The 19,880-nt window shown below is 67.3% G+C and carries 16 protein-coding genes; 7 read left to right on the top strand and 9 right to left on the bottom strand.

The window, feature by feature from the left end; translation table 11 throughout:
* Positions 1-11: 11 nt before the first annotated feature.
* The 7 genes from NC7_RS22920 to NC7_RS22890 all read left to right on the top strand — a co-directional run bounded on the left by NC7_RS22920 (position 12) and on the right by NC7_RS22890 (position 9,055).
* Positions 12-1,772, top strand: coding sequence for a hypothetical protein (locus NC7_RS22920; protein ID WP_067986514.1), 1,761 nt, complete (start codon positions 12-14; stop codon positions 1,770-1,772).
* Positions 1,769-2,860 carry a hypothetical protein gene (locus NC7_RS22915; protein WP_067986512.1) on the top strand — a complete coding sequence of 364 codons (1,092 nt, stop codon included), beginning with the start codon at positions 1,769-1,771 and terminating at the stop codon, positions 2,858-2,860. Before NC7_RS22920 ends, NC7_RS22915 begins: the two co-directional genes overlap by 4 nt.
* Entirely contained in the window at positions 2,857-5,349 is a 2,493-nt protein-coding gene (locus NC7_RS22910; RefSeq protein WP_067986510.1) for a hypothetical protein, read from the top strand. The genes NC7_RS22915 and NC7_RS22910 overlap by 4 nt, the downstream gene beginning before the upstream one ends.
* Entirely contained in the window at positions 5,330-6,274 is a 945-nt protein-coding gene (locus NC7_RS22905) for a hypothetical protein (protein WP_067986508.1), read from the top strand. Before NC7_RS22910 ends, NC7_RS22905 begins: the two co-directional genes overlap by 20 nt.
* Positions 6,271-7,212 carry a hypothetical protein gene (locus NC7_RS22900; protein ID WP_067986506.1) on the top strand — a complete coding sequence of 314 codons (942 nt, stop codon included), beginning with the start codon at positions 6,271-6,273 and terminating at the stop codon, positions 7,210-7,212. The genes NC7_RS22905 and NC7_RS22900 overlap by 4 nt, the downstream gene beginning before the upstream one ends.
* Before the next feature lie 27 nt (positions 7,213-7,239).
* Complete coding sequence (locus NC7_RS22895) at positions 7,240-8,424, top strand: DUF4407 domain-containing protein (RefSeq protein ID WP_067986504.1); 1,185 nt, start codon at positions 7,240-7,242, stop codon at positions 8,422-8,424.
* 124 nt (positions 8,425-8,548) lie between these two features.
* Positions 8,549-9,055 carry a hypothetical protein gene (locus NC7_RS22890; protein WP_067986502.1) on the top strand — a complete coding sequence of 169 codons (507 nt, stop codon included), beginning with the start codon at positions 8,549-8,551 and terminating at the stop codon, positions 9,053-9,055.
* Positions 9,056-9,150: 95 nt separating this feature from the next.
* Here the strand turns inward: NC7_RS22890 and NC7_RS22885 are convergent, their stop codons facing one another.
* From NC7_RS22885 to NC7_RS22845, 9 genes are read right to left on the bottom strand one after another with little or no spacing between them, the layout of a single operon-like run.
* Entirely contained in the window at positions 9,151-11,481 is a 2,331-nt protein-coding gene (locus NC7_RS22885; RefSeq protein ID WP_067986500.1) for a tetratricopeptide repeat protein, read from the bottom strand.
* Positions 11,478-12,407 (bottom strand): hypothetical protein, encoded by a 930-nt coding sequence (locus NC7_RS22880; RefSeq protein WP_067986498.1) that lies wholly within the window; start codon positions 12,405-12,407, stop codon positions 11,478-11,480. Before NC7_RS22880 ends, NC7_RS22885 begins: the two co-directional genes overlap by 4 nt.
* Positions 12,404-14,125 (bottom strand): serine/threonine protein kinase, encoded by a 1,722-nt coding sequence (locus NC7_RS22875; RefSeq protein ID WP_067986496.1) that lies wholly within the window; start codon positions 14,123-14,125, stop codon positions 12,404-12,406. The genes NC7_RS22880 and NC7_RS22875 overlap by 4 nt, the downstream gene beginning before the upstream one ends.
* Positions 14,113-14,889: a PP2C family protein-serine/threonine phosphatase gene (locus NC7_RS22870; RefSeq protein WP_067986698.1), complete on the bottom strand. Its 777-nt coding sequence runs from the start codon at positions 14,887-14,889 to the stop codon at positions 14,113-14,115. Before NC7_RS22870 ends, NC7_RS22875 begins: the two co-directional genes overlap by 13 nt.
* On the bottom strand, positions 14,886-15,377 hold the full coding sequence (locus NC7_RS22865) for an FHA domain-containing protein (protein ID WP_084458723.1): 492 nt from the start codon (positions 15,375-15,377) through the stop codon (positions 14,886-14,888). Before NC7_RS22865 ends, NC7_RS22870 begins: the two co-directional genes overlap by 4 nt.
* Positions 15,365-16,033: a 4Fe-4S cluster-binding domain-containing protein gene (locus NC7_RS22860; RefSeq protein WP_067986492.1), complete on the bottom strand. Its 669-nt coding sequence runs from the start codon at positions 16,031-16,033 to the stop codon at positions 15,365-15,367. Before NC7_RS22860 ends, NC7_RS22865 begins: the two co-directional genes overlap by 13 nt.
* A complete protein-coding gene (locus NC7_RS22855) occupies positions 16,030-17,868 on the bottom strand; it encodes an AAA family ATPase (protein WP_067986490.1) in 1,839 nt (612 codons plus the stop codon). Before NC7_RS22855 ends, NC7_RS22860 begins: the two co-directional genes overlap by 4 nt.
* Positions 17,865-19,070 (bottom strand): hypothetical protein, encoded by a 1,206-nt coding sequence (locus NC7_RS22850; RefSeq protein WP_067986488.1) that lies wholly within the window; start codon positions 19,068-19,070, stop codon positions 17,865-17,867. Before NC7_RS22850 ends, NC7_RS22855 begins: the two co-directional genes overlap by 4 nt.
* Positions 19,067-19,681 (bottom strand): hypothetical protein, encoded by a 615-nt coding sequence (locus NC7_RS22845; RefSeq protein ID WP_067986486.1) that lies wholly within the window; start codon positions 19,679-19,681, stop codon positions 19,067-19,069. The genes NC7_RS22850 and NC7_RS22845 overlap by 4 nt, the downstream gene beginning before the upstream one ends.
* Positions 19,682-19,880 lie beyond the last annotated feature (199 nt).

The following is a 19,880-nucleotide window of genomic DNA, read 5'->3' as shown; positions in this document are numbered from 1 at the left end:
GCCCGGTGTGCATGGCCGAGACCGGCGACACCGCATGTCCGGCCTGCGGTTGGGTGCTCACGGCCGGTCCGTGGCTCGGTGGCATCACCCCGCAGCGTCGACAGCAATTCGACGACGAACTCACGTTCGCTTGCCGACAGCTGGATCTTCGCGCCGCGGCCCGCGTGGCCGCTGTCGTCGGTGGTGAGCGAGCGGCCCTGCTCGAGCTGGTGCGCGGTGCGCGGGCAAGTGAGGCCGAACTCGACCCCGGCCGTCGACAGGTCGGCACGGCCGAATCCGATATCACCGCGCTGGAACCGTTGCTCGGGTGGCTGATAGCCGCGCCCGCGCGGACCAGAACGCTCACCGTCATCGATATCGACAGTCGCGGGGTCGAGGTATACGTTCTCGCTGCCGATGATCGGGGCGTCGTGCGGCCGATCGGTGCGCCGCGGACCGTCGCCTGGTCGGATCTGGTGTCCGGCCTCTCCGCATCGCCGACCGAGGCGCTGTTCCAATTGGCGGGAGGCGTCGGAGTACTGGGGCGCGGATGCCGCATCGATCGGGCGCGGGTCGACCGAGAGCTGCCGAGCAGCGCGTCGATGGGACAGGTACATGTGCTGCACCGACTACCGGGGTGGCCGATCCCGGAGGCACTCGCCGCCGGATATCCCGAGGTCCACCGCGTCGGTGGTGCACGTGACAGCGCGAGACTGGTGCGCCGGGCCGCGCCGTACACGCCGTTGCGTCACGGATACCGGCTGCTCACGGTCGAGGTCGACCGGAGTGGACGCACCGAAGTACGGCATGTTCCGCTGTTTCCCGCCGGGACGCGAGCTGTCGACGGGCGAAAGGTCACCGTGGACGTCGCGGTCCCGAGCGGCTGCGGTGAGCTGCTGGTCGCGATCACCGAAGACCACGCCGGTGGCCGACATCTCGACGCGGTGTGTGTGTTCCGGTGGATCGTTCCCGAAGTCGAGACCACGGCACTGGAATTCGAACTCGATGGGCCCGGCGATGTCCGGGTCGACGGGCTCGGATCGCTCACGATCGACGCCGTGGCCGGGGTCGAGCTCGCGACTGCGGTCCAGGCGATTCCGGCGACGCATCGCCCGTCCGATGCCGTCGATGTGGCCCTGGCCGTCGAATTGTGCGGCAGCGCGGAGGAGGTCGAGCGGCGCACGCGGTCGCTCGCGGACTGGTTGGCCGAACTCGCGGATCGCCACCGGCATCGGCGCGGCGTGCGGGTGGCGATCTTGGGCTACCACGATCATCTCGGTCAGCACCGGCGCGGCGTGGTCCGCGTGCATGAATTCGGCTCGATCACGGCGACAGCGGCCGCTGTGGCCGAACTGGCGCCCTCCCAGGTGCGCGGTTCGGGACATCTCGCCCCACTCGAAGACGTCCTCGAGCTGGCCGCGACATTGACGTGGCGACAACCCGCTGCCGCGCGGCGTCTGGTGATCGTCGGCCGCCGTGCCCCGTACGGTGACGACACCCCGTGCCCGAATCGAGTGCGCTGGCAGGAATCGTTGGCGCGGTTGCGCGACAACGGTATCGAAGTCCTCGCAGTGTGGGATACCCCGCCGGGATTCAACCCGGTGTCGCGGCGGGGCCGGAGCACGGCCACGGTGTGGCGGGAATTGAGTCTGCCAGGGGAGAGCCGCGAACTGGGGAAAGTGACCCCGGGCTGGCTCGTCGATCGTCTGAGGGTGCCCGCCGCATCGAACAACGGTGTCGCACTCGTATTTCCGATGGTAGCTGTCTCGACTGAGCAGGAGATCAACAAATGACAGGTCATGGGCAGGTGACGCCGCGGCCGCCGGCTCAGGTGCGGATCGGTCTGTGGGGTCCGCCTGGCAGCGGAAAGACCACCTACCTGGCGGCGCTGCGGTTGGCTGTATTCCAGAGCAAACTGCCCGGCAGCTGGAAGATGTCGGGCGTCGACGTCTCGTCGAGTGACTTTCTCACGCAGTCGACGAAGTTGCTGACCGACGAGCGGCGCTTCCCCCCGGCGACACTTCTGGCGCAGAACATGATCTTCCAATTCGTCGGTGAGCGCACGGTGCTGCCGGAACCTGCGGGGCGGCGGCTGTGGGGCAGGTCGGCACCCGCCGCGCAACCCTCGGTGGAACGTGACGCCTTCGATCTCGATGTGCTCGATGTGCCGGGATCGGTGTTCCGGCACGAGGGGAACGCGCGGGCGGGATCGGATGACCAGTCGCTGGCCTCGGAGCTCCGCATCGACGACGACGAGCCGTCACGCGGAAACGGCGGTGACGATGCCTTTCGTGGTGCGCAACCGGTCGCGGGCAGCGAGGACCAATTGCTCGAACATCTGGAAGCGTGCCAGGGCATCGTGTTCCTGTTCGATCCGGTGCGCGACGCCGAGGAGGGCGACGCGTTCGACTACTTCCACCCGATACTGGAGAAGCTCGCCGCCCGGATGTTGCAATACGACAACGCCGGTTCCCGATTGCCGCATCGCGTCGCGGTGTGCATCACCAAGTTCGACGACGAAGAGGTGTTCCGGATCGCGCGCAACCGTGGCTACACGGTCACCGGGGTCGAGCGACCGTACTTCCCGACGGTGGACAACGGGCGCGCCAAAGACTTCTTCCTACGGCTGTGCCAGGACAACTTCACCTATTCCGACCTCGTCTATCAGGGGCTCATGCGGTACTTCTACGAGGACCGCATCGAGTTCTTCGTGACTTCGGCGATCGGGTTCTACGCGCCGACCGGCAGGTTCATGCTCGGGGATTACACCAACACCGAACGCGACGACAGCGGCGAGCTGCGGATCAAGGGCAAAGTGCAACCGATCAATCTGCTCGAACCGCTCGTGTGGCTGCACCAGAATCTGCTCGGGCTCTCGTGAGCGTCGTCGTCCCGGTCGGGTGGGCGATCGTCGCCAAGCCCGCGGGTACCAAGAGCGACTACTCGGTGCGCGCGGCGAGCCGTGAGCCGTGTTCCGACGCGGTGATTCGTGAACTCGTGCTCGCGCGCGGTCCTGGCAACCCTCCGCAGGGACGGGAGCGCGGGGCGTCGGGGTTGCCATGGGTGTGGTTCATGCAGGCCGAGATTCGGGGCAGGCATTACATCTACGTCGTCGTCCGTGAATGGACCGAACTGACCGACGGGACCAGCAGGCCGATCGCCACGAACCGGCTCGTCTGCGTCGATCTCGACGCGTTCTTGACCAGTGGATGTGGTTTCGCCGATCTGTACACCGTGGTGAGCGAGCTCGAACTACCGGTCGATCCGGATCGTCCCGGTGCCGGTGATCCGGCATCGCTGGAACTTTCCGCCTCGACACCGGCGCTGGAAGGAGTGACTGGCTGGGGCGCGGTGGCCGACGCGGCGGCCGCGCTGCTCGAGACATCGGTGACGCTCGTCAACGGACCGACGGCCCTGGTGGATCGGCTCGCCGTGTTCGACGCGATCGCTGCGCTCCTCCCCGGTGGCGCGCGGAGTTGGCTGTCGGCCAGCTCGTGGGCCGATGCGGCGGTGAGCCGCCTACCCAAGCTGATCTTCGCGCAGCGCGGGCGGGGTGGCGACACCGTCATCGACTTGGCGAATCCCCGGCCGACACTTCTGTCCTCGTCGTCGGCCGCTTATCGGGAGCTGTTGGACACGTTGTGTGCCAAGCACACGCGCCCCGTCGTGCTCGACCACCTGGGCAGGCAGGTCGCCGTACGCGACCGCGATCCGGCACAGGTCATGATGGCCTTGGCCGACCTCGACCTGGCCAGCGTCGTGGCCGACAAAGCAGAGCGAGGACAGGTCGATGTCGCCGAAGTGCGTCGGCTCGGACTGCAGGACCGGTTCGGCGATCTCACCGACGAACAGTTGCGGCGCGTGGTGCAGTACTACCTGGTGGTGGCGCGGGCCGACGACCTGCACCGAGATCGCGCGCTCATCGGCAAGTATCTGTACTTCGACCAGGACGGCTTCGCGGACGCGCTGTACCGTCTGCTCGAGGAGCAGCCGAGCCCGCAGACGGTCCGGGAACTCGCCGAGGTGACGCAAACTGTCGATCTCGCAAGGATGTTCGTCGAGGCGCTGCAACGGGCGTACAACACCGACCGTGCACTCTTCGATCAGGTGGAACTGGCCGAGACGGTGCTCACGCTGACCGAACAGGACTATTGGACGGTCGCGCTCGCTCCGCTGGTGGCCGGGATTCCCGGGCTCGCCCGCGTCGCGGCGCGTCGGGTGTTCTTCACGTCGGGCACGCGTGGCCCCTGGGTCGCCCATGTCGCCGCCGCGGCCGGGGCGCAGTCCCCGTGGACCACGCTCAGTTCGGCGTTGGACGGCGCCCTCGGCGCGGTCTCGCCCGCCGTCATCGATGAGCTGTGGCAATTCGATCCCGATCTGGTGCGTGAGTTGCTGGTGCGTGCCTCGGTCAACGAGCCCGAACGCGTGGAGGACCTGCTCGACGGCATTCTCCCGGTGCTGCGGCATCACATCGCCGAACCGATGCCGCCCGCGCTCGTTTCGCAACTCGCCGACATGGTCGTCGCGGATCCGAACCGACAGGCCGACATCGACTTCGTGTTGTACTCCAAGCACAGTCGGCCCAAGAGCGGGTTCAACGAACCGGACGACGCGTACCGCGCCCGGTTGATCGACTTGATCGACTCGACGTCGATGCCGCAGCAGGACCGAACGCGGTTGATCACCGCCATCGCGGACCGGCTGACCCCCTATTGGTCCGGTCAGCACCCGAAGTCGACCCTCGACGGGCTGTGGCGGTTGACTCACCCAGCGGGTGCCGCGGAAACCGCGCTGGCAGCGGTGCTGCGCGCCATCGGCATCGAGGACACCACGACCAACGGGCGGCTGTCCCATTCGCCCTATCTCGGTCGCTGGCACCACGAGCTGCGGGTGGACACCAGCACGACGTCCGCCAGCGCGTCGGCACGGATACGTTCCCTCACACACTCGGCATCGGTGCCCGAGGTCGCGACGGCGATCGCACAGGCAGGTCAGTCCGGACTCCGTCCGGCCGACATCGTGGCACTGTTGCGTGCCACCTCGTGGCGTGGGCGAACCGCATCCAGCTGGTTCCAGTTGGCGAATCGAGTAACGATGGAACTGGTCGAGCGCGGGGCGGCACAGCCTGCTGAACCAGGAGCGGCGCTGATCCACGCCTGGGCGGAGGGCGAATTCGGCGTCCGCACCGATGCCGAAGTGCAAACCTTCGGCCGCTACGTGAAGGCCCAGACCGAGCTGTCGAAGCGCATGTCGGATTCGTTGGGCAGCAACAGTTCCCGGTGGGGTGTGCGAAGTGTCGCCAGCGCGCTGGGGCGAGGCATGGGCGGCAGGAAGCAGCAGGGGGAGCGCAATGACACCATCGAGCGCTGAGCGCGAACTCGCGAATCTGGCCGCCGCACCGGGTCGGGGGACCGGCCTCGGCCTGGTGTGCCATGTCGGCGCACGGTCGGTCGCCGCGGCCGTGGTCGTCAGCTCGGTCGACAGTATCCGTATCCTCGACATCGAATCGAGGGACATCGGGACCGCCGAACCGAACGCGATCATGGTCGCCGCGAGCGGCAACTCCCCGACCACCGACCGCCTGGCCGCGCTCGCCACCGAACGCACACGTCGTCGGTGGCGTGCCGAACTCCTTGTGGCGCGCGCACATACTCATCCGAGCTATCTGTCGGCCCCGGTGTACCTGCCCGGTGCGCACGGTGCGGCCATCGATACGGCGGCCCTGCTTGCCGCTTTGCGCCCGCTGGCAGATGTCGTGGTCCGGGTCGTGAACGTGCTGCTCGCCCGCCTGCCCCGATCCGCGCGACCGGAACTCACCCTCAGCGGGCTCGATGCGATCGGCCCGGTGCTCGATTCGGTTCGAACCGCGACCATCGGCCGGGCCAGCGCGGTGCGGATCGCCGACTGCGATGCCGTCACGGCCGGTGTCACCCGTATCGCGGACGGACGAATACGCGTGGTCACCGACTACCCGCATGAAGTGGGTGTGCTCGCCTACCGCGTCCGACACGGGCTTCTCACCGAGATCGTCGAGTCCGTGCCGGTCGATCCCGAACCGCCGACGAGCATCGAATGCACCGACGACCAGCGCATTGCCGACTTCTTGCGGATTCGGCGTGATCGGGTCGGACCATGGTCGACGGTCGGCGCGGCATCAGCTGGGCGGCTCGGCGCAGGCCGCTACCGGTTCTCGATCGACCCGGGCCGAACCGAATGGGGTCGTTTGCGCGTCGTCGCGGATACGGGTGAAGTCGTCGTCGTCCCGATCGAACCGGAGCGGGAGATCGCCTCATGACCGAACACCGGGCACGCGCCGCACTTCACGGCGTGCTGGTCGACAACGCGCGGTACGCGGCGATATATGCCCTGCGGCATTCGATCGACTGGTCGGCGGCGACGATCGATGACGTGCTCGCGGGCCGACCAGCCGAGGCTCGCGCCGAGGGCGCCGATCAATCCACACTCGAACTGCTCATTGCCCTCGACGACGCCCTGGCCAAGGTGCGCGACCTCGGTGACCGTGTGCCGGTGCTCACTCGAGCCGCGCTCAGTGGCGCCGAGGTCGCCCAAGTGCTCAGCGGGCGAATCGACGTACTCGGCGCCGTCTCGGAGCAGCTCGCTCGGGCTCGCGACGAATTCGACGAGCTCGCCGAAACCGAAGCCGAATTGACCCGTGCCGGAGCGGAGTATCAGCGCATCAGCGACCGCATCGCTGAGCTGGACCGGCTTCGTGAGCTCGCCGCCGAACTGCCCGCGTTGCGTGAGCAACAGCGAGCACTGCTCGGCAGGGAAGCCGAGCTGATCGTCGCCACCGACGAGATCGAGCGCGACCTGGTAGCCGCGAGTACGCGAGTCATCACCTTGACAGAAGCCGAGCAAGAACGGCTGTCGGCGCGGCTGGGGCAGCTGTTGGGTCAGGTGCGGAACGCCGAAACAACCGGCGCCGCAACGGTCGAGCGTTGTCAGCGCGCCCGCGAAGAGATCGACGCCCTGCGCGCCGAACACACCGGACGGGTCGCTGAACTGTCCGCACACGCCGAAGTCAGCAAGCAACTGCTCGAACAGCTCGATGGTGTCGCCGACGAGACGGCACTCGACCGAGTCGGCGCGCTGCTCACCGAAGCCGGTGATCTCCTGCGGCGCGTCGACGACGGACTCGGTACGGCCTTGCGCCGCTACGACGAGGTGCGCGCTCGCGACCACCAGGTGACGACCTGGAGCGGCGATTCCTGATATGGCGAAAATCGAAAGGACTCCTTGATGTTCAGCGGCTTCCTGCTGTCCCTGGTCGGCATCCGAGAAGACATCCTGCGGCAGGCACCGTCGGATCGGGCGCGGTACTTGTCGATGGGCGCGATACTTCTGGCGACGGCCTGCGTCGCCGCCGTCGCGGCGACCTTCGCCGTGCGCATGGCGTTGCGGGCGCCGTTGCCGTTGGCCCTCCTGGTCGGAATCGGCTGGGGCGTCCTCATTCTCACTCTCGATCGCATGATGGTCATCGGGATGAACCGACAGAAGGGCCGCTGGCGAACGGCGTTGATGGTGGCGCCGCGCATTGTGCTCGCGGTGCTGCTCGGTGCTGTCGTCTCGACCCCGATCGTTCTGCAGATCTTCGACCGCGAGATCCAGGCCCAGATCAAGGTCGAACAGTCCAAGAACGAAACCGACTATCAGCGTGACCTGGCGACCGATCCCGCCTACCAGACCATCCCCGACCTGGAGACGAAGGTCGCCGAGTTGAGCGCGATCGCCTCGCGTGATCCCGCGGTGATCGACCGGAATCCGGCGGTGCGGCAAGCGCAGGACGCTTACGATGCGGCCAGTGCGACGCTGGACGAAGCGGCCAAGGCAGAGACGTGCGAGCGGGCGGGCTGGAACTGTGAGAACAGTACGGGAGTCGAGGGAATCGGCGAGGCAGCGCGGGCGGCCATGGATGCCAGGCAACGGGCCCAGGAGGTCGTCGATCAGAAGAAGGTGATCCTCGACAAGGCCAAGGCCGACGCGAAAGCCGCCGAGGACATCAACGCGGTGGCCGCGCAGGCCGAACTGCAGCGAATCCAACCCGAACTCGACCGCCTGCGTGCGGCGCGTGATGCCAAGACCATCGACTACCGCGCCAAGTCGGAGAACAGTGACGGCTTGGCCGCTCGCCTCGACGCGCTCGACGCCCTCAGCGCGGCGAGCCCTTCCATCAATCGCATGAGATGGGTGCTGTGGGCGACGTTCCTGGCCATCGAACTCTTGCCGGTGCTGTTCAAGCTGTTGCAGATGAGTGGGGCGCCGACGCTCTACGAACGGTTGAGCGACCTCGCCGACCAATCCGACGAACGCGCAGCCTCGGCTCGAATCGCGCAGGAAGAGAACCGAATAGCGCTCGCCAGAGAACTGGACGCCGACAGAGATTATCTCGAAGCCCGTGAACGCCGCCGTTCGGAAAGCCTCTAGCGAACCACCTGCTCGGCTACCTGCGACGGGGTGGCGGGGCTCACGGCTTCTGAGCTGACTGTCTGCCCATTGTCGGGCGAATAGACGATACCGCCTGGTAGAGCACAAGATTAGCGTCATAGGTATGCAAATCTTTCTCATCGTCGCTACGGTTTTCGGGCTCAGTGTCGTCGGCGGTTTCGCAATCGGCTTCGGCACCGGCCTCGTTGTCATCTTGATCGGTGCCGTCGCCATCGTGATCCTCGGCGTCGTACTCTCGTTCATCGCCAAAAGGCAAGTCGACTACATCGTCCCGGTGCCGCGAGGCGACGTTGCCCAACTCATCGTCGGCGAATTCAGAAAGCTGGGTTGGAAGGCCGTGGACGGCCGCGGCGAGTTCAATTTCCGATCGTGGGGTTTCGGCCTGGGTGTCGCGGGCTTCGGTGACTTCCAAGCACTCGGTCATCCGGTGATGTCGATCGACCTGGAAGATCATCCCGGTGGTGGCACCGAGGTGAGCATCTGGATGTCGGAGGGCAAGTCGCGCTGGGGCCAGGTCGGTGGAGTCGACCGCTTTCTCTCCAAGCGCTGGACACTGTCGCGTAGGCTCGCCGCGCTCGCGGCGACGAGCGACAACCCGGCCGAGCTGTAGTCGGCTCGGCGGCCCGAGCACCGAGCCGGAGCGGCAGGAGGGAGGCTCCGGTGCGATGCTCGGGTGCCGCTACCACGACCGCTACTCGGGAGCGGTTACCAGGCACGGACCTCGTGAGCGGGGTCCGTCAGTCCGTAACGGTTGGCCGCCGCAGCGAAGTAGGGTGCGAGGGCGATGCGACCGTCGGGCAGCCGCAAGCGTGGTGGTGGCGCCATCGGGAGGGCCGATCCGGCGACGAGAGTGGCGGCGCCACCGTGTATCCGGGCATCGACTGCCGTCTGTGTGGTGCCCGCTATGTCGTGCAATGCCGCGGCCAGGCTCGTCGTGCGCAGGAGGGCGTGGGCGGGGGCTGTGGTGTGGGTGCCGGAGTTCAGCGACACCTCGATGAGGTCACCGAGCAGAGTCGGGTCGGGATGGCGCACCGCGAGCGTGAACAGATGGGACTGGAGTTGGGCATACAGCGCTGACCAGGACATCCGGTCGGTGGCGCGGTCGAATTGCCAGCGGATGCTGTTGATGTAGAGGGCCGCGGGCAGGGCGAGGTCGATCGCGGTGGACAGCGCTGAGCTGTCCTTGTCGTACAGCACGACTCCGACGAAGAAGTCGCACTTGGCGACCTCGAGTGTGGTGCCCAGTTCCACCGCGAGCGAACGGCCTGCGGCGAATTCGGCGAGCGCTATGTCGAGATCCTGCCGCTGGACCGCCAGCAGTGCGCGACTTCGGTGACAGACCGCGAGATTGGCGCGGTAATCAGGATCGGCGGCGAAGTAGGCACCGGCTCGGTCGAACGCCGCGGCGCTCGTGGCGGATTCGCCCAGCATCATCAGCGCCGTGCCTTCGTTCTGGGTGCAGACCGCTGCTTTCGCCGCGAGCCCGCGGGCACGCAGTTGCGCTGCGGACCGACGGTAGCTCGCCGCGGCGTCGGCGTAGCGACCTTGTTTGAGATACAGCCCGGCGATATTGCCGTCGGTCTCGACGACCCGGTCGGCCAAACCACTCGAGACCAGAACCTCGCGTGCGCCGAGCAAGGTCTGCTCCGCGTCGTCGAACCGGCCGGTCTCGGTCAAGACGAGTCCGAGATGGATATCGGTGAATGCCCGCTGCAGGGCCATGCCGTACGTAGTGGCCATCGTCCGCGCGGCCAGCAGTGAATCGGTCGCCGCGGTGAATTCGCCCAGGGCCGAATAGCACATGCCCTCGCTCTGGTGACAGAGCATTGCTTTCTGCTCCGAATTCAGCTGGGTGAAAGTGGCTCGCGCCAGGGACAGTTTCTCGAGCCCGTCGCGATAGCGGCCCGTGAGGGTGGCGACGAGGCCGAGACCGTAGTGGCAGTCGGCGATGAATTCCTCGTCGTCGACGCGGGTACCGAGCGCGAGTGCTTTCTCGTACTGGTTGGATGCGAGCTGGAATCGGGATGTTTCGGCGTAGAGCGCGCCGAGAAAACGCAAGGTCTGCGCATATCGTGCGATGCCTTTATCGGTATCGAGGTCGGCGAAGGTGGCGGCCGCGGTCGTCAGGGTGGCTTCGGCCGTCTGGTAGTCGCCGGTGCTCAGGGCGACGGTCGCGATGTTCACCTCGAACCACAGGGTGTCGTCGGGATCGCCGTGCGCGGCGCACAATCGCGCGCCTTCGCGAAAATTCGCGGTGGCCTCCTCGAATCGGCCGAGGTCTTCGAACACCTCGCCGATTTTCAGGGCGACCTCGGCGGCACTGAGTGGTTCGTCCGAGCGCAGGTAGCCGGATTTGGCCGAGTGGAGCGCGTGGAGCGCTTCGTCCACCTGTACCGCGGGTAGGAGCAGAGTCCCGAGGCGCTGATTGGCCTCGGCTGCGCCCGCGTGATCCTCGGCTTCGGTGAGAAGGTGAGCCAGGCGGTAGAGGTGGGTCACCGCGTCCTGAGTTCGACCCGACTCGGTGAGGAACTCGGCGGTGAGATCGAGTGTCGCGACGATGCCGGAACGGTGATCGATGGCTTCGAATTCGCCGAGCGCCCGACGAAGTTCGTCTTCGGCTCGACCGTGTTCGCCGACGCCGAGGTCAGCGGTGGACATACCGAGCAGACATTCAGCGGCGGCCGCGGGGTCGATGTCGATGAGCAGCGTCCGTGCGGCGTGGAAATGGTGGTGCGCGTCAGCGGCGTCCTCACGTTCCAACGCGAGATCGGCGAGCCCCTCGTGACAACGGCCCCGGAGTTCGGCCGCGTCGATGTCCGCGAGCACGGCGAGGGCGGTCTCGAGGGTGATGGTGGCCGCATCGAATTCGGCGCTCTCGTACTGAGCGGTGGCGAGCCAGTGATAGCGGTCGGCGAGTTCGAGCTCATCGCCCGCCGTGCCGACCGCTGCCTCGAATTCGCGAATGGCGTCGCCGACCGAGCCCGCTCGCAACGCCGCGATTCCGCGAGCGACGTGCTCGTCGCCGGGCGCGCTCATCGCACCTCGAATCGGCCCGAAGCGCTGCCTGCCACGTTGAACACCACCGCACGGCCGTTGGTGGTCGGCAGGGTCACGGTCAGATCCGCCGGTTTCATCCGCTCCCGCCTGCCTTGCGCGTCGGTGGAATAGATCGTGGTTGAACGGTCCGTGGTGAACGGCTTGGACCAGTTGACGTTGTCGACGGTGATCGACTCGGTGAAATGGTCGTTGCCGTCCAAGTCGAAGGCGCCGACGCTGCGCCACCCCTGGTAGACATTGACCCGGTTGCAGTCCCTCACCCGTGGTGACCCCAACGTCTGAGCCAGATATACCTGCCACAGCTCGGGTCGTCCGGAAGCGTCCTCACCTTCGAGTTGCCAGTTGGCGCATTCCACATACCGTGCGCCGAAGGGAAACGCCGACTCGCGCAGTGCGGTGATGGTCTTGCCTTCGGCATCGTGCCATTGTGACGAGGCCGTCGGCATGACGAAGACCAACGTCACCGCCGCGATCACACCGCCGATGACGACTTCCCGTCGGCGGAATTCCCATGGTCGTGCCAGCAGGAACACAGCGAGTAACGCACCGATGGCGACGACGCCCCCGAGATAGTCGGCCCAGAAGTGATCGGCCAGGCCGCGAGCTTGATCGTCGTAGACGCGCGAATCCGGTGCCAGCAGAAATGTTTTCCGAACGAGGAAATGTCCGAGCAGATAGGGGCCGAGTACCGTGAGGCAGGCGAGCGCCGCGAAGCCCAGCGCGGCGTAGTCGTTGTCACGTCGTGGTTGAACGGCCCTGCGGCGTTGGGCATCGCGCTGTTCCTGCTCGCGATCCTGTGCCGCGCGTCGCTGCTCCTCGGCAGTGTTCGCCTGGGTCAGGGCCGTGCCGAGGGTCGTCTCGAGCAAGATGAGCCGCGCCACACTCGTGTTCCGGTGCGGATTCATCGCACACCGGCTCGTAGCGCCGCGAACCAGACGACGTCTCCGGCCGCGGCGGCGGACGGGTCGGCCAGCTGGCGTCGGACCTGATCGACGTAGGTCTCGATCAGGGGTTCGTCCGAGGCGGCGAGGAGCAGACCGCGCGCCACGATCTGTCGGCGGCCCGCGTCGTCGAGGGGAACAGCGTGCTGAGCCGCCATCTCATCGGCCGCGGCGACGATGTCGTGCCAGTTGCTGTCGATCATCTTGTAGCCCGCCCGGGCCGGTGAAGTGGCCAGGCAGGACAGGAGTTCGTGCTGGTAGAGCGCCGATCGGACGGCCGCTTCCGGGCGACCGGCGAGTTCGCGCAGGTCAGCGGGGGTATTGATCGAGGCGTCGCGGTAGGTGAGCGCGAGATCGGGTGCCAACCGCGAGATGAAATAGGTGACCAGTTCGTCCGGGCCCCAGTTCTCGCCGTGCGTGGTGAGTTCGATGTAGCGATCGCCGGTGTTCGCCTCGGTGGAAAGCCAGGTGGTGAGCCGTTTACGGCCGGGTCCGGTGAGAGCACGGGCCGCGTTGCCCGGGTGTTCGGCCATCGCCTGTCCGAGTTCGCCCGCATCGAAGAATTCGCCGACGCCGGGGATCGGGAACGATGTCGCCGCGCGGGTGGGGCGCGGTGTGTTCGGCGCACCCGGGGTGTCCTCGATCCGGCGGAAGATCGACGGTGTGCCGCCGTTGAGCCACGTTCGGACCTCGTCGCCGCCCCATCGGTGGGTGGTGTCGCGGGTGAGCAGACCGGCCAGCAACTGCTGCCATCGTGCGGTATTCGCACCGAGATCGGCCACATCGTCGAGGTCGACCAGCGAGACATCGCGCGCGAGCAACTCGGATTGGATGGTGTAGTCGTCGAGCCAGATCAGGTGCTCTGTCTGCGGATCCCAGCGCTGGAAGTAGGAGCGACCGACGATGAGGTGGTACATCACCATGCCGAGACTCCACCAGTCGGCCGCCGGGGTCTTGAACCTCAGCAGCTCCGGAGCGTTGTAGGCGATGGTGCCCTGACCCAGATTGGTGAGCTTGCTGCGGGTGCCGAGTCCGGCCGCCAATCCGAAATCGGCGAGCACGAGATCCATCGGTGATCGACTGCGCACCAGGATGTTCGGCGGTTTGAGGTCGCTGTGCACGAGCCGCTCGCCCGACGCGTCGCCCTGGAACCCGGTGAGTGCCGCACAGAGCTGACGCAGAACATCAGTCGCCAGCTGATCGCCTGCCCGGCCGACGATCAAGGACTCGAGCGTGCTCGCGCAGTACTCCATCACTTCGAAATGAACCGAATTCGCGACTCCACGCTCGTACACCTGCACGGTGTTCGCCTGGTCGAAATTGCTTGCGTAACCGGGGTCGTCGAAGGCGAGGGTGTAGGTGGGTGGCCGCCAGTAGAGCTTGATCGCTACGGACCGGCCGCCCGCGTCCACGCAGTGGGTGACCGAGGCTTCGCGGCCCGCACCGAGAAAGCCGACGCGGGTGAAGCGGGTGGCGAGGTCGGCGGGCAGTTCGCGTTCCTCGTGGTCGATCGCCGTCGCACCGGTAGCCGTCGTCTCGGAGTCGAGGGTGGTGCTCGGCGTCGCACCGGCGGGGTTGTCGAGGGTGGTTCGTGGCGGTTGCCCGCCGCGGTGCCGGTCCGGGTGGCGATACGAGATGCGGGGTGCATCGTCGTCGGGGTCGATGGTGGTCAGTGCGGCCATGGGGCATCTCCTACTCGCTGGGTGGTCGGCGGGCGTCCGGGTGCGGCGACCTGCACGATCGTCACGTTGTCGCCGCCACCACCACGAAGGGCGAGATCGCGCAGCCGAGCCGGGACATCGGTTGGGTCGGCGAGCAGCAGCTGCTCGATCTCGCGTTGATCCGCGTAGTCGTCGAGTCCGTCGGTGCACAGCAGTAGGCCGGGGTGAGTGGGCAACGGACAGTCGAAGAAATCGGGTTCGAGGATCACCCGCAGACCCCCGCCCAACGCCTGTAGCAGTGTGTTCCCACCCATCCGCCGGTGGTCGACGCTCAACTGGGCGAGGTATCGGTCCTCGAGCCGATAGCACCGGGAGTCACCGACGTTGAACACGACCGCGTGCCCGTCCGGGGTGATCGCGGCACCGACTACCGTGCAACCCATTCCGGCCAGCTCGGGCTGAGCGTCGGCGCGGTCGTTGATCGCGTCGGACGTGAGCTGGAGTCGGGCGCGCAGCGCGGCGGTGAGTTCGGCGACACTGTCACCGGTGACGCCGCCGGGTGCGGTCAGCAATTCACAAGCCATCCGGCTCGCCTGCGCACCACCCGCGTGCCCGCCCATACCGTCGCAGACCACGATGAGCATCGGCTCGTGGATCGTCGATTCGATACTCAGAGAGGATGTTTCGTTTCCCGACAGCGACCACCCCGACCAACCGACACAGTCCTCGTTGTCCTCGCGGATCGCCCCGCGATGAGTGATCGCGGTGACGGAGACCCTGCTCACGCGTTCCACCGCACGACGATGGGAACGTCGGCCGCCAGCCGTAGCCGCTGGCCGGGTTTGATCTCGTACTTGACGTCGCGAGGGATGCGATGGTCGTTGATGAAGGTTCCGTTGGCCGAGCTGGTGTCGGTGATGAACAGCCCGCCGTTCTCGTACACAACGACAGCATGGAATCGCGACACATTGGTGTGGGCTCGGAAAGTGTCTGCCGTCGGGTAACTCTCGTCGCGCCCGAGGGCGAGCGGAGTATCCGGGCCGACGCGAAACAGGTCTCCGCAGGTCGACAGTTCCACACCGGCGCTCGCCTCACCGATCGGATCGAGCGAGGTGCGTGGCGCGCCGTCGAGAGGCACGAACTCAGGGGCGGCCGAGGTGGCGGTGGTGATCTCCCACAGGTCGGAGCCATCGACGGGGCACTGCGCGAGTTGTGTTCGGTCCCAGTCCTTCCCGCAGCGGCAGCGCACGAGATCGGGGTTCACATCAGCCATGACGTCCTCTTCGTCTCGATCCCCAGTTCGGTCATCCGGGTGCGGAAGGCGGCCATGTCGCCGGGAAGCGGGATACCGACGGTCCAGATCGAGCCGTTGTCCACTGCTACGGAAACATGGTTGCGTTGCGGGCCGTAATCGTCCTCGAGGGACGCCAGAGGGTAGCGGCGCGCACCGAGTTCGCTGAAGGTCTGCACGATCTGGTTGCGGGAACCGCGCAACGCGCACCCGTCCGCGCGGTCGAGCAGATACGGCTCGCTCACCAGAACGTCCACGGTCGCGGCGAGCCAGCCGAATTCCTCGGCGAGGAACGCGGTGTCGCGTCCGGAGTACAGCAGCACGTCGATGTCGCGCTCACCGCGCCAGGCGTGGATACCCGCCAGCAGTGCGGCCAGCGCGGCGGGTTGGTCGGTCGGTTCACCGCCGGAGATCGTCACGCCGTCCACCTGCTCGGCGGGTAGCGCGGTGAGCCAGTCGAGTACGCCCGCGATCGCGTAGGTCCGGTCCGGGTCGAACGGCCACGTATCGCGGGCGATACAGCCACGGCAGTACACGGTGCATCCCTGGAACCAGATCCCCGCACGCACACCGAAGCCCAGATTGCGCACCGGGTGGTGCAGTCGTGACAGCAACAGCGTGCCCTCGGTGTCGTTCATGCCAGTGCCACCGCCCAGCTTTCCTCGGTTTCCACGATCCCGGTGATCGTGACGGCATCACTTCTCGGCGCGACCTCGAACAGCGCTCTGGCAAGGGGATTGACCAGCATCGATTCGACAGTCGAGCCGACACCGCGGCCGCCGAAGTCCAGCTTGTCGACGGCCGCGCGATGCAACTGATCGAGGACCAGCTTGTCGACGGCGACGGTCACCCCGGTCACCGCGAGCACGCGCGCGCAGACGTTCTCGACGAATATGCCGACCAGCTCGCGGGCAGTGGTCTCGTCGATGAAGTCGAACACCACGATGTTGTCACCGATGCGGTTGAGCAGTTCCGGGCGGCCGATTTCCTTGGTGAAGTGTTCGCCGACAGCCGCGCGGATGGTTCGTTCGACCTCACGATAGGCCGTGCCGCGCGTGACCACCGGCACGCGGATGCCCTGGTCATCGGTGCGGTAGACCCCGAGGTTGGAGGTGAACACCAACAGGGTTTCGGAGAAGAACACCGTGGCTCCGGTTCCGTCGGTGAGTCGACCGTCCTCGAGGATTTGGAGGAACTTGTCGAGGATCCGGGGGTGCGCCTTCTCGATCTCGTCGAACAGGGCGAGCTGGAAGGGCTGCTGGCGGATCGCGTTGGTGAGTTCACCGCCGGCGTTGTGTCCCGAATAGCCCGGTGGGGCCCCGATGAGCCGAGCTTCGGCGTGCTCGGCCGAGAACTCGCTCATATCGAATCGGATGAAGGCGTCGTCACGGCCGAAGACGAGCTCGGCGATGGACTTGGCCAGCTCGGTCTTACCGACACCGGTCGGCCCGGCGAAGAACAGCACGCCCTGTGGCCGGGCCGAACTACTCGTGGTCTGCGCCCCGGACAGGCCGAGGGCCGAGCGGATGAGGATGTCGACCGACTTGCGGACGGCGGCAGGCTGTCCCTTCACCTTCTCGGCGAGCACGGTCGGCCCGAGCCGTATCCGCTCCCGCAGGGCGGGGTCCTGCCACGGGTTGTCGGGGATACCGACCCGGAAGGTGCGGATGGCGTCGTCGATATCGACCGCCGGGATGCGCCGATCGATCGCGAGCCGGTTGATCTCGCGGATCGAGTGCAGGGTGAGACCGCTGGTCCGGGCGGCGTAGCGGGCGACGATGGCGTCGAATTCGGTTGCGCGCGTGGCCCGATCGGGGATCTCGGGCAGTGATCCGGCGAGCATGCCCGCCAGGGTGAGGCGCTGACGCAGTCCAGGAGCGGGGATGGAGACGACCCTGGCCAGCTCGCCGCCGATCAACCAGTGCGGCAGATCGCCTTCTCGGTCGAGAAGCCAGAATACGGTGTTGTACAACGCTGTTCGATGCGGCCCGGGCACCTCGACCCGTTTGGCCGTGAGCATCAGTTTGTGCGCGGTGATCAGTGCGCGGTGCAGGGCTTCGTCGGTGAAGTCGACGGTCGGCGACAGGCGTGACGCACCGTCGATCACCAGACAGCACGGTTGCGGTGCGTGGACCACGCCCTGGAGCAGCGCGGGGAGATAGTCGAGCAGGTTCGCGTCCGCGTCCGTCTTCGCGCGCGCGGTCCGGACGAGTTGGGCCGCCACGCCGTCGGCGTCGAGCGCGGCCCGCGCACCGTCGACCGGGTCCGCGACGACGACGCGGGTATGTCCGGCGAGTCCGAGCACGTGCAAGAGCGCGTCGACCACCGACAGCATGCGGGGCATGGGTGCGGGCGGGATCGCTACCAGCACGATGTCGTGCAGGTTGCCGGTGATCAGCAGTTGTGGGTTGGCAGCGAGCGCCACATCGATCTCGCGAAGCCAAGCGGGCAGCTGATCGGGCTCGGCGTTCATTCCGCGCTCCGCTCGGTGCCGCTCGTGCGTCGGACGTGCTTGGCCTTCGGCGTCGCCGTCGACGGGTCGGTCCGCGGGATCACCGGCAGGGCGGTGATCCCGGCAGGTGCGCGCCGAATGCGGCCGGGAGTGACACCGCGGGCGCGCAGCCGGGTGGCGATCCGGTCGATGTCGCCGCACAGGGCGCTGTCCTGGGCGCGGTCGTCGTCCGGACGGGTACCGGAGCTGGTTCGCACTGTGCGCAGCGAGATTTCGTCACCCTCGACCTGAGCCAGCACCGCGTGCTGGGTGGCGCCCGGCCGATTGACGAGCACGGACCCGGGGGCGACGACGGTGACGGGGTCGACCGTGTACCCGAGGTCGGTGAACGCGGCAGTCACCGATTCGAGAACGAACGCGAGTTCGGGACGCGGTCGTTCGGCGGCGCGTGCGCGCTCGGCGAGGGCGGTGGCGCGGTCGAGCAGCGCGGCGGCGGTGCCAGGGCTCGCTGCGGATTCGGCGTGGTCGAGCAGGACGCTGACGGGCGTGGGATCGGCCAGGTCGGCCGTGTCGGCCCGGAGTTCGGCGATCGCGGCGGTGGTGGCGCGCATGGCCTCGGTGGCCAGGTTCGCGGTACGCACGCGCCTGCTCAAGTCGCTGAGCAGCAGCCGAGCTCGGGCAGGATCAGTGGTACGCAGGATTTCGGCGCCCGCGGCCACCAGTGCCGGGTCGCCCTCGAGCAGGCTCGCCAGCAGCTGTTCGACTCGCGCCCCGCGCGCAGCGGCGTCGGCGGCCGAGTCCGCGGAGCGGGTCGCCTGCCCGGGTGCGGCCGGTGCCGAGCCGGTGGCAACGGCGGCGGATTCGCGGCGGGCCAGATCAGCCAGCGCGGCCGACAATCCGGCATCCACCTCCGCACGTCGGCGCTGCTGTAGTAGGGCGGCAACCCTCGCGGCCGCGTCGGAGAGCCGACTCTCGACGGCCGCGCACGCCGCGTCGACGTCGCGCGCGTCGCCGGGTGGTATGCCGTTGACGGAGACCACGAGTTCGGGAGCTCCGACACTCGCGCACTGGTGCGCGTGGATCTCGAGCCGCGCGGCGAGCCTGCGCCAGCGCGAGCGGGCGGCGTCCAGTTCGGCACGTTCACGCGCCGCACGTGCCGCTGCGCTGGACGCGGCGTCGACCGTCGCCCCGACGAGATCGAACGAGATGAAACTCGAGCTCACTGTGCTCCCTGTTCTTGCTGGATCCGCCGGTACAGCCCGTAGCCGAGGTGGCCGAGCACCGCGAACAGTGGTGGCCACCACCAACTTGTCGCCGAACCCGATCCGGCGACAGCGTGATAGGCCAACACCAGCAGCCCGCCGCCGAACCCGACCATCGCGGGCACGGACACGACTTCCTCGTCCCTCGGGTAGGGGAGGACGAATCCGAGGGTCGCCAGTCCGGCGATCATGCCGAGCAAGAGCTTCCACAGCAGGCTGTACAGCGTCCACGGTCCGCTGCCCGAGGTGTCTCCGGTGTCACCGGACAGGAACACCACCTCGGTGATGTTGTCGCTGAAGATCGACAGAATCGACCCGACCACCGGGGTGAGCACCCAGACCGGCACCGCCAGGACGGCGAGTCCGCCTGCGCTGGACAGGATTCTGCGCACGAGCTGCCGACGTTCGACGGCTGCCCGTTGCTGCTGGTCGGCCCGTTCCCGCGCGGCCTGTGCGGCGTGTTCGGCCAGGACGGCCTCCCGCTGGGCCGCGGCCTCGGCGGCAAGCGTTCGCGCCCGCACCGCACTGACCTCCAGGAGCACGATCCTGGCGAGATAGTCGTTGGTCCGCATGGGTTGTTCCACCGCCGATACAGGGTCATGACTCGAGCACCGGCCGCCCGCCACGGCCTGCGTGCACCGACGATCCCACCGGCCACGGCCGCTTGTCTGTAGGGCGAACAGTCGACAACTCCGACGAGCCCTCGCACACCCGGGGGATCGGTGTCGATTCCGCGAGGGCAGCACGGCCACTCGCGCATCGACGAGGAGC

This window comes from Nocardia caishijiensis NBRC 108228 (assembly GCF_001612825.1).
GTDB classification, from domain to species: Bacteria; Actinomycetota; Actinomycetes; order Mycobacteriales; family Mycobacteriaceae; genus Nocardia; species Nocardia caishijiensis.
Note: the sequence above shows the minus strand (reverse complement) of the source record. Positions and strands in the feature narration are given on the sequence as shown.